Origin of the sequence: Xanthomonas euroxanthea, from assembly GCF_900476395.1 — a bacterium.
Taxonomy (GTDB): domain Bacteria; phylum Pseudomonadota; class Gammaproteobacteria; order Xanthomonadales; family Xanthomonadaceae; genus Xanthomonas; species Xanthomonas euroxanthea.
Window position 1 is genome coordinate 332572 of sequence record NZ_UIHB01000002.1, and the last position, 12260, is coordinate 344831.

General features: G+C 56.5%; 12 protein-coding genes and 1 pseudogene. 4 read left to right on the top strand and 9 right to left on the bottom strand.

Features of this window, described 5'->3' with window-relative positions; translation table 11 throughout:
* Window positions 1-28 precede the first annotated feature (28 nt).
* The 7 genes and pseudogenes from CPBF1521_RS08575 to CPBF1521_RS08605 form a co-directional block, all read right to left on the bottom strand.
* Window positions 29-3442 (bottom strand): DEAD/DEAH box helicase, encoded by a 3414-nt coding sequence (locus tag CPBF1521_RS08575; RefSeq protein WP_235858417.1) that lies wholly within the window; start codon window positions 3440-3442, stop codon window positions 29-31.
* Between the two features lie 222 nt (window positions 3443-3664).
* Window positions 3665-3832: a hypothetical protein gene (locus CPBF1521_RS21645; protein ID WP_235858443.1), complete on the bottom strand. Its 168-nt coding sequence runs from the start codon at window positions 3830-3832 to the stop codon at window positions 3665-3667.
* An 82-nt stretch (window positions 3833-3914) separates the two neighbouring features.
* A pseudogene (locus CPBF1521_RS08585) lies at window positions 3915-4108 on the bottom strand (DNA/RNA non-specific endonuclease); the annotation flags it as partial.
* 132 nt (window positions 4109-4240) lie between these two features.
* Window positions 4241-5164 (bottom strand): hypothetical protein, encoded by a 924-nt coding sequence (locus CPBF1521_RS08590; protein WP_147295425.1) that lies wholly within the window; start codon window positions 5162-5164, stop codon window positions 4241-4243.
* Window positions 5165-5332: 168 nt separating this feature from the next.
* Complete coding sequence (locus CPBF1521_RS08595) at window positions 5333-5710, bottom strand: hypothetical protein (RefSeq protein WP_181901170.1); 378 nt, start codon at window positions 5708-5710, stop codon at window positions 5333-5335.
* On the bottom strand, window positions 5707-6021 hold the full coding sequence (locus CPBF1521_RS08600; protein WP_115676722.1) for a hypothetical protein: 315 nt from the start codon (window positions 6019-6021) through the stop codon (window positions 5707-5709). Before CPBF1521_RS08600 ends, CPBF1521_RS08595 begins: the two co-directional genes overlap by 4 nt.
* A gap of 41 nt (window positions 6022-6062) precedes the next feature.
* Window positions 6063-6824 carry a hypothetical protein gene (locus CPBF1521_RS08605; protein WP_115676723.1) on the bottom strand — a complete coding sequence of 254 codons (762 nt, stop codon included), beginning with the start codon at window positions 6822-6824 and terminating at the stop codon, window positions 6063-6065.
* 108 nt (window positions 6825-6932) lie between these two features.
* Between CPBF1521_RS08605 and CPBF1521_RS08610 the strand changes: the two genes are divergently transcribed.
* From CPBF1521_RS08610 to CPBF1521_RS08620, 3 genes are all read left to right on the top strand, one after another.
* Window positions 6933-7295, top strand: a complete 363-nt coding sequence (locus CPBF1521_RS08610; protein ID WP_181901171.1) for a helix-turn-helix domain-containing protein — start codon at window positions 6933-6935, stop codon at window positions 7293-7295.
* 148 nt (window positions 7296-7443) lie between these two features.
* Window positions 7444-8292 (top strand): hypothetical protein, encoded by an 849-nt coding sequence (locus CPBF1521_RS08615; RefSeq protein ID WP_147295426.1) that lies wholly within the window; start codon window positions 7444-7446, stop codon window positions 8290-8292.
* Window positions 8293-8393: 101 nt separating this feature from the next.
* Entirely contained in the window at window positions 8394-8990 is a 597-nt protein-coding gene (locus CPBF1521_RS08620) for a hypothetical protein (RefSeq protein ID WP_147295427.1), read from the top strand.
* A gap of 54 nt (window positions 8991-9044) precedes the next feature.
* On the opposite strand, the gene CPBF1521_RS08625 is transcribed toward CPBF1521_RS08620, so the two are convergent.
* Both CPBF1521_RS08625 and CPBF1521_RS08630 read right to left on the bottom strand, forming a co-directional pair.
* On the bottom strand, window positions 9045-10445 hold the full coding sequence (locus CPBF1521_RS08625) for a site-specific integrase (RefSeq protein ID WP_115676726.1): 1401 nt from the start codon (window positions 10443-10445) through the stop codon (window positions 9045-9047).
* Between the two features lie 927 nt (window positions 10446-11372).
* Window positions 11373-11822, bottom strand: coding sequence for a hypothetical protein (locus CPBF1521_RS08630; protein WP_147295428.1), 450 nt, complete (start codon window positions 11820-11822; stop codon window positions 11373-11375).
* 152 nt (window positions 11823-11974) lie between these two features.
* On the opposite strand from CPBF1521_RS08630, the gene CPBF1521_RS08635 reads away from it, so the two are divergent.
* Window positions 11975-12163, top strand: a complete 189-nt coding sequence (locus CPBF1521_RS08635; RefSeq protein WP_147295429.1) for a hypothetical protein — start codon at window positions 11975-11977, stop codon at window positions 12161-12163.
* The last annotated feature ends 97 nt before the right edge of the window (window positions 12164-12260 follow it).

Here is a 12260-nt window from a genome sequence, read left to right on the forward strand (position 1 = left end):
AGCGTTGCGAATACCATCCTATCGTTGCTCAACGTAGCTTTAGATTCAGCGCACTAAATTTCCCAGCGGCTGACCAAAGTGAGCGATTACCAATCACGTAAACGGCTTCCTTGGCTCGGGTGACTGCGACGTTGAGCAGGTTCGGCGTCGAACCGGCCCATTGCCGGGCGCCATTTTGGCCAGGGTCCGGGGCCCCTAGAACGATGATGACGGCCTCCGCCTCTCTTCCTTGGACAGTGTGGACGGTGCCAATCCGCTCGGATGGCCACTTGGAGGCATTTTCCACCCAGCCTTGCAAGACGCCGTCCTGCTTCACCAGCTCTCGAAGGCCATCTTGAACGGCGACAAAGGGCGTGACGATGTAGAGATCAGGGAGAACCGCGTTGTTTCTCAACGTCCTGAGAAAAAGCAACAGCTGCTGGCCTTCCTCCGGTGAGAACTTGTCTCTCGCACTTCCAAGCACGTCTATCCAATGGGAGTTGCCCAAGACATCTCGAATGCTCGAGCTCTTAGGGGGCTTTGCCTGGACCATCAACCCGCCATAAGCAATTGTGTTGGAAATCTCGAACATCGGCGACGCACACCGACGGTGGACGAGCAGGGGGGATCCCACCGTCCGGAATCCACCGGCCGTATCGAACGTGGCGCAATAGTCGCCAGCCTCGTCGGCCAAGGTTTGAACCGACGCATTTGGGGCTCCGAATTTGTCGGGGTCGGCATCAAACTCGCGAAGGACGGCAGCAGTCAGCACGTCAGGCAGCGGAACGACTGGCTCAACTTGCTGCGGATCGCCCACGACCACTGCTCGCTGACATCGAAGCAGGGCACCTACGACTGCTTGCGGCGTCGCTTGCCCTGCTTCATCCACCAGCAGCCAGCCAAAGGTCTCCTGGGGAAGACGTCCCAACATTCGCTCGACGGAAGCAAACGTTGTTGAAATGACCGGCACGACCAGGAACAAACTGCTCCATAGATGTCCGCTCAAGTGCTGTCGGTCTGGTGGAATGCTGAAGTTTCCTCCGACCAAGGCGTTGATGTTATGGAGAAGGGGCTTTGCTGCTGCGTCGATGAAGGCCCGATGCACTTCCATGGCTGCTTCAAAGACCTCCATTCGAAGCTTCTGTAGCTCACTGTCCAGCCAGGGCACGGCCAGCTGCTTCTGGTCGTGCGGCAGTGAAAGGAAATGCTCGTCCAGCACTTGAGCTCCAGCGCCGATCTGCACCTCGCGGCACCGCTGCTCCGTCGCTTCGCGTTTCTTGCAGGCCTTTTCGAGTTCCTGTGAAGCAATCGCTGCTTGCTGACCAGCGATCTGGGCCAAACCATCTGCGTTGGATTGGGCTTCTACAGCGACGCCCTTCGCCGTCCTTGCGATGTCAGCCTGATGTTTGAGAGGCCCGTGCCTGACCTCCCAAGATTTGGCGGACTGGACACCAAAAAGACGCTTTAGACTGAAAAAACTCGGTCGCTTTTGCGCATGATAGGACAGCGCGGTCTCACACTGCTGCAGCGCCAAAGTAGCGGATTGTGTATCTCGAACCAAGGCAGCAAGCAGCGACTGTGCCTGGTTGGCATGACTGGATGCCTCCAGATGTTGTTGGCGTTTTTCCTTCTCGTCTTCCCGCAGCTTGGGTAGTTGAATCAAAGCGCGTCGCAAGCTTTCCAGCTGAGACAACCGCGTGGAGCACGCACTGGAGAGTTGCTTGAAATGCTTTCGAGCATGCTCCCAGCGGTCTTGGGCTTCCCTTGGAGTAGATGGCGCACTGCAAAGTTCGGCCAGGCCCTCGGGAGACCCGTCTTCACGCGGTGCGATGCCGCTGACCTGTTTGAGGTAGCGTTCAAGGGAGCGTGGCGAGTCTCCCCAAAATTTCTTTCGGAACGCAGACCGATTGGATGCATTGCCGAGGACCGCTGTCATCAACCCCCACGCCTCGCGGTCCAATAGATCAGACGCCAACGGCGCGAAATAGCGCAGGGGGGAGTCGCCGGGAATCGCTTGCAGCGATGGCATTTCTGCACTGACGTTCTCGACGGCCTTGTTGTTCGAGCTGGCAACGATCATCTCGAATCCCCGCAAGCTGGCATCCAGCGCGTGAAGCTCCTGAGTCTCTCCCTTGGCCCTCTTTGTCCAACCGACTTTGAAAGCTTGGGTCGGCTCGGTGAACGCGCACATGGCTGTGGCTCGGCGAGTCAGCAAATCCGCCACAATGTCCCGCAGTAGGGTGCTTTTTCCCGTCCCAGGTGGGCCATTGACGCCTAAAATCCCGGGGCCTCCGGACAAACGCCCCGCCGAGTTGACAGCAGCCTGCTGTAACAGGGCAGGGGTATGCGATGCAGGGGTGGGCCATCGACCCAGCGGCACATCGGCTGGAGCCAACGAAGCTTCCAGTGCGGCATCGTCTTTCAACAAGTCCCGTCGTGCTGCTGGCTTCTGGCTGCCCAGATAGAGAGACAACGCGTTGGGGAGTTCGCCCGTGTTGGCGATCTCTCGTGCCTTGGCCAAGTCGCGCAGGTAAAAGCTGTTGAGAAGAAGCGGATCTGGAACGATCCGCGACGTGTAGTAGAGGTAATGAGCGACAGCGAATGTCGGGCCGCTTACTTGGTGTCCGGTTAACCCAAGGGTGTCTACCAGCCAGGAGGAGGCGCGTTGGAGCGCTTCCCACGTCAGTGGAACTGGAGTCTCTGTTGATGAAACTCCCAACTGCTTGGTGAGGCCTTCGATCAGCCGAGGTTCTTGTTGGGTCCAGGCAGCCAGATCCTTGAGCGACCCTCCCAAGGCAACCGGCAAGCCCCATCCGAATGCGGACAGCGAGACGGGTGCCTCTCCAGCAAGGATTCCTTCCTTGTCCACAAGCAACGAGGCAAGAACAACGTCACCTTTAACGCTCGGGCGTTCAAGACGGGAGTCTTTGAAGCGGTCGATCAATGCAGCGAAAGCGGGCGCGGCAGGAATGGTTGCCAAAACGATGTGGAAATAAATCTTCTGCCTGGGGCGCGAGCTCGCAGGCCCTCTGTCCCAAGGCAGGCGGCCATCGCTGATAGAAACAATGGCTCGGTCCCCCTTCGCCAGGTCGGTAGGGCGGTCATACGTCTGCGGTGACAGCACCTCCAGTGCAGACCACGCAGCAAGCACATCCTTGGGGCGATTGGCATAAATTTTGGGGGGATGTGACGAGTCAGGCGGAGCCACAGGTGGAGACCAGAGCCTGTCCCGGTCGCCAGTGGCACCTTCGGCCTGCGATGGGGGTGCAGGACGGTCTTGCCCAGCTTCCGGGCTCAAGCGAGCCAAGGTCTGCATGACCTCGACCTCCAACTCTTTTGCCCGTGCAGTTCTTCTAAACCCTAGTTCGGTCGCAATGGCGAGCAATACCGGGGAGGCATTCTGGGATGTGGAAAACAGTTCCTCGAGCTGATCGATGGAGCTGGAAAGATAGGGACGGCTCATCCTTGACTCGGTGGTGATATGGCTTCAGTCCAGTTTACGCAGAGGAGCGGTGCCAGCGTCGATCTACCTCACAGGCAAGCGGACGCTAGCAATCGAGCCAAGCCCGGCGCTATGATCGAGGAAACATTGAAAGGAAACCTACCGATCACGCTTTCTGCAACGGATTGAATGGGTTAATTCGGATGTGATCCGATCCCACTCTCTCCGCCAATCACTTCCAAGTTATTGATAGCGGATCATTGAGGAATGCTTCCAGTTTTGGGGTCTTCCTTGATCTGGCTTCGTTGCTTTGGCTTGAGTCAGTTGTGCCCAAAGCACAAAAAGAAACATTGGCAGCTCACTCAGCAGGGCGAAGGCGCCGAGCGCACCCATCAGGGTCAGCACGGTCATGACCCACCACTGCCGTCAAGCCAATCCCTTATCCCGCGCCTGAGCCACGCGGGCATCGGCCGGATAGAGATAGCCGCCTTTGTTAGCTAAGGTCACAGCCATTTGGCTGCGGCCAAGTCGATGCGGGCAGCATCGCTTTGAGGTTGGCCGTTGCGGAAATGCAATCGTGCTGGCACCAAAGGTGTCTTCTAGCTCATCGATGCTAACGATGTAGCTGTCCAGCGACCCTAGCGTGGTACTGTTCGGAATCAGCCAGCTGATGGCCCGCGAGCCGCCACCGGCACTTAAGTGAGTGGTGAGCCCGTTGCTTGGATGCCTAGCCAATGAAGCAGGGTCCTCACCTGCACCTGACAAACGAACTCTAGCTTCAATCGCCCGTTCACTTGGATGTGACTTGGCGCAAGCGCTTCATTTCTGTAAATCCGTCCTTGGCCGGGTTAATTCAGGTGCAAGGACATCCCGCTTAGCTGTGGGGGCCGATTTGGAATGAGTAGGTGCGGGTGTAGATGATATGCGTCCGGGAGCTTGGGGGCGCAACGGGATGCTTTCAGAAGTCAAAGCACAAGCTGTCCGAACGAACTGTGGTCCGGCTTCCGTGAGCCGACCGACAAGCACCAAGTTGTCGTTAATGCGAGTTACTTTGTCGCCTTCAAGTGGGGCGCATGCCGCGTCCTGCTGCAAATCAAGGAAGAAAGCACTGTAAGCTGCAACCCAGCGCATCGTTGGGTAGACGATAGATTGGCTATTCGATAGGACAGATGCTCCAAATAAAACCACAAATGCAGAAAGTCCCCTGATTAGGGTAACGATTACATCTAATTGACCCTTCGTAGCTTCGGATCTTGAGAGTTTCAGCAGTCCCCATGCCATGGCAAGAAAGGCAGGGATGGCACCAAGGACGGTCATCAGGGTTGCTGTCACGGGCACAATGGAGAGCAGGCTGAGCAATGCGTTTGAGGTTGGGAAAAGAGATGCCTGCTGGCTGGTTGCCTCGTTGACTACGACTCTGCCCACCCCTGTCGCTGCAGCGACTGCTATTGCTCCAAATACCGCGACTGAAATCTTCATCAAAGGATGGGCCAGTCTCGGCATCACCCACGAGTAAGTGTCTCCTAAGAAAGCGATGGCTAACAGCGAGCAACTGGCATAGAAGGCTACGTCTGAAGAAAAAGAGCCTGGTGATTTTAGGAATAAAGCGATGGACGCAAGCATGCATACGGCGCCACCTAGATAGAGGCGAATCACCCAGTGATGATTTAGCCACCTAGTTTTTATCCTCTCAGCAATCGATGCTTTGGGTGGTGCCGTATCTAGTCCTTCCGCAACTTCCATACTGCGCTCCCTTTGGATTTGGAGAGACAGTATTGGCAGGGAATCTCAAAAATTGCGACTTGGGGTCAGTAGCACAGGAGGTCAGTGGTCTGCGTTCAAAAAGTTGCGGCTAATTAAGCTCTTAACGTTAAGCAGCTAACCTTCTGGTGGCGTCTTTCTAATGTGTCTTCAGCTGGTCAACTGCACCCAGAGCACCACCAGCACCATGGGGAGTCCGCTAAGCACTGACGCGACCCAGAAAGCTCCCATGACAGTCAGCGGCGTCATGACCCACCACTGGGCAGCGGTGAACCCTTGGTCGCGCCGCCGAGATGCGTCGGCTTCTTGCGCATAGAGCCGCTCCGCTTTTCGCAATCCTCGCCGAGCCATGAGTGGCCCGACGAGGAAGCCGAAAGGGCCCAGGAAGAGCAGGCTCAGCGAAAACCACCAGAAGAATCGGTTATGAGGCGTCATGACGTTCCTGGGAACAGCGCGCAGCGCGGCGTCCCCGCCAGCCGCCAAGGCGTCGACGGACGTTCCTGCCATCGAATCGGTCTTCATGCTCATTTGGCGTAAGCCCTCCAGGTTCCGGATTCCTTGGCATACCTCAGGTTCTTGCTGACGGGGATCGGCACCTGCCGGCCCTCAATGTTGAGCACCGCCTGGCCGCGGGTATCGCAGCGGTAGCCGTCCGCGCCCTCGGCTTCCACACAGCCGGAAAGTTCGAATTGATGGATATCGGTGACCTGGCCGGCACCACTTTCTTTCAAAAGCCGGACGAAGGCTTCCTTGGCGTTGTCAGATGAGGGCTTGCCGCCGCAGGCGGTCAGGCCCAGGGCCATGGTCAATGCGGCCAGGCCAATCCATGCGTTTTTCATGTCGTTCCTTTGCTCAGTGAGTAGGAATGGGAGGTGGGTGCTTACTTGTCGCGGTTCCCTTCGGGCTTGAACCCGGCGATCCAGAGCCTGATGTCCTTGAAGGGCGTCAGGAGGCCGGAGGGTCCCGGATGCAGATCTGCGGTCTGAATGAACCCAGAGACCCAAGCCGCGCGCAGGGCGACATCGACGGCGCGGTCAGCCACGCCGAGCCGGCTCACGTTGACGACAAAGGGCTGGGTCGGAGGGTTGGGGCCCGTGGAGCGCTGGACGCCCGTGTTGGGCTTGCTGGAAGGCACGCGGACGCCGTTGAGGGTATCCCTGCCTTTCCACAGAGCGGAGGTGTTGAGCTCAGCGGTTTCGCCCAGGTCGTCCGTTTCCGTCACCGCGGCATCGAAGCAGGTGCGGAAGGTTTCGACGCTTGAGGCGGTCGGACTGGTCCAGATGCGAGCTTCGACCTTCCAGCAGGGCAGCGAGGCGCCCCAGTCGGTAAAGGTCAGCGCCACCCGGGGCCAGTCCAGCTTCCCGAGCTGGGCCTGCTGGTGGTTGTCGCCTTTGAATAGCCCGGGCAGCTTCCCGGCGCCGCTGAGGGAAGCGTAGATGGCGCCAGTGCCTTGCGCGCTTGTTTTGCTGCCCGAGTTCGGCTGGATACCGACCATCTGCTTGCCAGAGTCGGCCAGGCTTTTTCCGAGCTGACGGAAGAAGCCGGGCTTCTGCGGCTGGGCGTCCTGAGCTTGAGTGGTGAACGGCGAGACGAGCGTCAACGCCAAGAGCGCAGCGAACGCGCCTTGTCCTGTGTGCTTCATCGAAAACCCCTGCAATAGCGCCCATTCGGCGTATTTGCAAATATGGCAAATGCAGCGCAGGATTGGAAGCGGCAGACTTGGGGGTCAATTCATCCTTTGTTGGTCTTCATGCCTGCTCCGCTGCCTCCCGCATACACCTTTGGCCGCCGCCTTCGTGAGGCCAGGCTTGCGCGGGGCATGAACCAAGCCGCCTTGGGGGCTGTTCTTGGGCTAGAGGAACAGAACTCGGCAGCTCCCAGGATTTCGCGCTACGAGCGAGGGGACCGCATGCCTGACAACGAAAGCATGGCAAAGCTGGCGGAGGCGCTGGAGTTACCGGTGGCCTACTTCCATGCCACAAGCGATGTCGTGGCCGAAGCCATCCTGGTGCTCTCCCAGTTGCCTCCGGAGAAACAAGAGGAATTGTTGCGCCACATGCGCGAGTTTGCCGGTGGCTCCGATAAGGCGTCTTTTACCGTCAGCAAAGCTTAAGAGATAGTATCTACTCTCACGATCTGAACGCGTGCTTTCCCAATACTCTGCAGTGTGAGTGCTTGATAGCATGGTCGGGCAGTGTTTGGCGGTATTTTGGGCTAGACGCTTAGACCTTGGTCTGTTTGGTCGATACTGAGGATGATTTGTGCTGAATACATTTACCCGCCGACATAGTTTGGATTTCGAGCCACGTGCTCTGCATTATCAGCACGTTCCCCTGGCATTTCGGCTCGATTTCTTGAAGCTGCTGTTTGACAAAGCGCATGCGTATGACAACGGCATGCAGTTCGAATATCGGTTCTATCGGATGCTTTCGATCACCATCAATCAGGACTATCACCGATTCTATAATGAAGAGGCGGTATTCGAAGGCTACTCGTCCGACCTTCTTGTGGATGTGATCCAACGGTCAACTTGGCATCAGGTGCTGAGCATGTTGGAAGCCTCCGTCAACGACATGGAGATCAAAGCTGCTGAGATCAATCGGTTGCTGGCCTATCACCAAGTCGGTTACGAACTCATTCATGAATTTGGCACTTGGCATGCCGAGGTGAAATACCAAGCGGTCATAGAGGAGATGGATAAGGCGATCGAGATCACTGGGCGCTATCCGAAAATCAATGCGTTGATTAAACAGGCGCGTAAGGATTTGGCCGATCCTCAGAACATTCAGGTCGAGAATTCCGTCAAGAATTCCATCCAAGCCGTCGAAGGATTCATGATCAATTGGATCAAGAAGTATCACGGCTTGAAGTGCTCCACCTTGGGTGAGGTGGTCAAGGAAATCAAGAAGAAGAATCTGGCCGACTCGAATATCATCGATGCATTGCACCAGTTGTACATTTACAGGAACCGCACTCCGAATATCGGGCATGGGAGCACTCAAGACGCCGAGGTTCAGGCGAGCGATGCCCTGTTGATCAACGACATGGCAATTTCCTACATTAACTACTTTGGACGTAGACCGGGCGGCTCAGTGCAGGGTGACGTGTGATTGTGCGTCAAGCCCGAGCGTTTCTTATCTACAGGTATACATACTTTCCGAGCTAGGGAACTGCGTTATCATGAGCAGCGTCAAGCTGGAGTAGCAGAATTATGGAGCCAACCAAGTTCTATGAACTGATCGGGATGTTTTGCATAAAGTTCGAGCATGTCTGTCTTAACCTGGAGGATCTATTCGAATCCGTATTGAAAGCGGAGGGGAAGGATGCTGATGCGATCAGTATGGAGCTCGACAGCCTTACGGCTCGGCCTCTCGAAAAAATGCTCATCAAAGAGATCCGGAAACTCAGTAAGACGACAGCGGCGGAGCGTGAGCAGGCTTCTAATGCCGAATGCGTGCTTCAATCATTCTCAAGTCTGAAGCACTTGAGGAATCTGCTCCTACACACGAAATGGATAGAGCCACATTCTGATCCACTTTATCGCCCGCAACACGGGCTTGTGCTTGGACGGAAGATCAAGGCCAAGCGCAATCAACAAAAAGACGCCACGCTTTACCCTGCGCTGGATGTAGAGAGACTTGAAAAAAGTGTTGAGGCTTGCTGTGAAATCGAATTTCTGATCGGTATCCTGGGGTATTGGCTCTTTCATAAGAATGCTTCTGAAGCCAATCCTTCCAAATTCGTTGACAGGGCCAGAGCTGTAAACGCTGAAGTCACGTTGTTATTATCATCTATCAAAAGAATTTAATCCTGTGACAAGTGTTCGGAGGCGTGTGGTGGAATGCTTAAGCCGCTAGGATGTTCACGGGTAAAACTTGCTCGGGTCAGCCAAGCACTGAGCGAACTGCCCCCGCTGGTAGCGCGGCAGCTCCACGTTGGGCTGATACAGCTCTAACGCGCTGATTTGCTTGCTTCGCGTCACCTGCGGTTTCTTGTGCAGGTAGTGCTGGCGCAAGACCTGGACCCGGTCGCGGGGATCGGTGCTGTGGCCCGTGACCAGGGCAATCTCCTTCTCCGGCACGTCGTTGACGTCGAGCTCAGTGGCCAGCGTATGGCGGAAGGCATGGAACCCGACGCCCTTGGGGAAGCCCAGGCTCTTTAGGTAGCGGCCGAAATCGACCACGAACTGCTGGCTGTAACGCGCATTGGTTTCCCCTGTCGTGCGATTCACGCCCGCGGAGAGCAGCGGGAACAGCCGCGGATGGCCCGTCTCCTTCATGTCCTCCACGAATTCGAGGAAGCCTGCCTCCAAGAGCGGCTTGGCGATGGGGATGATGCGCATGCAGCCCGCGCCCTTCATGCTTTGCCTGCTGCGCCGTCGTCGCTTTGGGTCTGCGGCCAAGTCTTGGTCCAACGTCTTCTGGAAAGCAATGCACCAAACCCCGCGTTCCTCGATGATGTCGGCCAGCTTCAGCTGGCAGACTTCATTGACCCTGGCTCCGGTATATAGGCCGATCATCGGTGCCCACCAATACTGCGGTTTTTTTGCCCAAGGAATGAATGTCGCGGGGTCGAAAATGGCTTGCAGGTCTGCGTCCTCGAACAGGCGGATCGCCTTGTCGGGATCGATGGTGTCGTCCTTCTTGGGCTTTCGGAATGCCTTCATCGGTGACAAGTCGATGGTCTGTCCGTTGACCAGGTGGTTGAAGAAGGCAACAAGGAATCGGCGGTGGCGTTCCTCGGTGGCAGGCGCCAGCGGCGGCACGTCTTGCTCTTTCCCCAGCGCGATCGCTTCATCAAAGGAGAGGTCCTTCAGCAGCGGATCCGACAATAGGTTCCTTGGGGCCCAGCGCAGGAGCTTCCAGAGCGCTTGGATGTGGTAGTAGTCGACTCGAGCCGCAGAGATGTTGCCGCAGGTAAGAAGCAGCAGCTTCAACGTGCGCTCGGTGGACTGGACGGTCTTCGGGTCAAGCTGGCGTCGGCGCATGTCTTCTAGGTGATCTTCGATCTCCTTGGCCAGAGGGCGCGACGGGGTGCCCATGGGGAGCTGGGCGGGATAGCGCGTGCTGTTCTTCAGGCCGCTCTTCCGCCCGGTTTCGTCGAGCGCGGCGAGGATGCACTCCTGGAGATTGATGGCGGCTTCCCGACCTCGGATGATGGCGCGGTCGATGCGGAACCGTCCGACGTGGATGCCTTCTAAATGCAGGAGGCCGAAGGGCGAAGCGATGTAATCGTTGAGTGCTGCGGAGGGTAGAGCGGTCATGGGTCACTTCCATCGGAGATGGAAGTAGGGATATGACAGGACGAAAATTCGTCAACGGGGGCGATACAAAAATTTGCGGTGGCGGCGCAGTCCTTAGGTGTTGGCGTATTCCCGATGGGGTGCTTCCCGGGGCCGCCAATTCGTTATCCGGCGAGAAGCCTTGTAAACCAAGGGTTTCAAGAGGATTTGTGTCGATTTATCGCAGTCAATTGCGTACTGTTTGCAGTAAATAAGCTAACTAAATAGGTTTGGTTGTCGATTTTAAAAAATGAATTTAAGTTAAATGTTAGCCTTTTATTGTTAGTCTGATTTATATTCAAAGCAGCGATCTGCTTGGTTCAGAACTTTCTGACATCCGATGGGGCGCGACACCGATGGGGCGACGAATGCCAGGAGCGCAATCTGACCTTGCCGGACGTGGGACCCAATGGTCGCTAACCCTACAGGGCGCTTGAGCAGCGCCATCTCGGCACCTGAAGGGCTGTCTTGCGTCGGCCGCGGCGTCTCAAACGGTGCATAGATTGATACGAGCCTATGATCCAGCAGCCAGACGACGAGGCCCGAGGTGGGCGGCGTGGCCACGCTGGGCTACATCGAGACTCTGGAGTCAGGCACAGCGGTGCACACACAAGATGTCGCGCCATGGCTCAAGCCTAGGCGCTCGCTTAAGTCAGCATTCCGTTCAGGATGCTTAGCGGTTGCTAAGAATTTGGGCAAGCATGTTGTAACACCTGCGTTACATGTGTAGGATGATGCACGTTGGACCAATGGCAAGAGCCGGCGGTGATGCTTGGTCGAGGTTGTAGGCTACATCCGCAGAGGGTCACTTCACTATCGACAAGTGGAGTAGTGACGCCAGCCCGCAAGGGCGCCGACGAACCGCCCGTAATGGTGACATTACGGCCTGCTAAGAAGGTTGCTTCGGCGTCACGGTCCAATGCGTTTAAGGGCTCCCACCTGGGAGCCCTTTGCGTAAGTGGGTTTATAGCCAGCGGTCACTACCGAGTATGTTTCTGGCACAGATGTGCGGGCCAGGTCAATAATCACTTGGCCCGCGCGGAGTGAGAAGACTTCCAGACGCTCACCAAATTCGTAATAGATCGCCGTATTTGGCCTCAAAGCGTTCGCGACCATTTCACATACGAAAGCCATAGCTTCATCGTGACTAACAATGTGCGCGCAGTGCTCCCGCCAGATATGTTGGAATCCGAATCCACGGTGCCTGCCGCGGTGCTCGCCGTATTTCAGGTGAATGGCGCCAGCGGGAAAAGGTGGACCGCTTTTGAAGTTTAGTTGCGGCACCAATCCGTAGACATCCGTTCCATTGCTGGGATGCAACAGTCGCTGCTCACGCGTCCATTCGATCGATTTGTTCAAGAAGTAGGCTTGTCTGCGGTCGATGAAGACCGCTGGCATGAATGTGTTGGCAATGTTAGCACCGAGAGACCACCCGCATTAGTCGTGTCTGCCTACGCCGTTGAGAGATATTTTGTGGTGTAGTCGACGCTCACTCACACAAGGAGCAATGCATGTCCCAGACAGTGCAAGAGATAGCAAAAGACATTCTTGTCGCAGCGCTTGCCAAGACTAATTGCGGCATCGGTGCGGCAGGTCAGTCAGATGCGGCGGCCGAGTCAATTGCCAAGGCTTACAAGATCATCCACGCAGCTGTGAAGGAAGCAAAGGGCGGCGGCGGGTCACTATCTGGCTCAATCTAGGCGAAGAACCCTGCTCCCATCCGGAGCGAAAATCCGGAATCCAGCGAAGCAGGCCTTAAGGTCACCCAGCCTGCGGGAAGACCTGGGTCTCTTAGAC

Coding starts and splice junctions, on each gene's coding strand:
- CPBF1521_RS08575 (WP_235858417.1), bottom strand. CDS start 3,442: ATGAGCCGTCCCTATCTTTCCAGCTCCATCGATCAGCTCGAGGAACTG.
- CPBF1521_RS21645 (WP_235858443.1), bottom strand. CDS start 3,832: ATGACCGTGCTGACCCTGATGGGTGCGCTCGGCGCCTTCGCCCTGCTG.
- CPBF1521_RS08590 (WP_147295425.1), bottom strand. CDS start 5,164: ATGGAAGTTGCGGAAGGACTAGATACGGCACCACCCAAAGCATCGATT.
- CPBF1521_RS08595 (WP_181901170.1), bottom strand. CDS start 5,710: ATGAGCATGAAGACCGATTCGATGGCAGGAACGTCCGTCGACGCCTTG.
- CPBF1521_RS08600 (WP_115676722.1), bottom strand. CDS start 6,021: ATGAAAAACGCATGGATTGGCCTGGCCGCATTGACCATGGCCCTGGGC.
- CPBF1521_RS08605 (WP_115676723.1), bottom strand. CDS start 6,824: ATGAAGCACACAGGACAAGGCGCGTTCGCTGCGCTCTTGGCGTTGACG.
- CPBF1521_RS08610 (WP_181901171.1), top strand. CDS start 6,933: ATGCCTGCTCCGCTGCCTCCCGCATACACCTTTGGCCGCCGCCTTCGT.
- CPBF1521_RS08620 (WP_147295427.1), top strand. CDS start 8,394: ATGGAGCCAACCAAGTTCTATGAACTGATCGGGATGTTTTGCATAAAG.
- CPBF1521_RS08625 (WP_115676726.1), bottom strand. CDS start 10,445: ATGACCGCTCTACCCTCCGCAGCACTCAACGATTACATCGCTTCGCCC.
- CPBF1521_RS08635 (WP_147295429.1), top strand. CDS start 11,975: ATGTCCCAGACAGTGCAAGAGATAGCAAAAGACATTCTTGTCGCAGCG.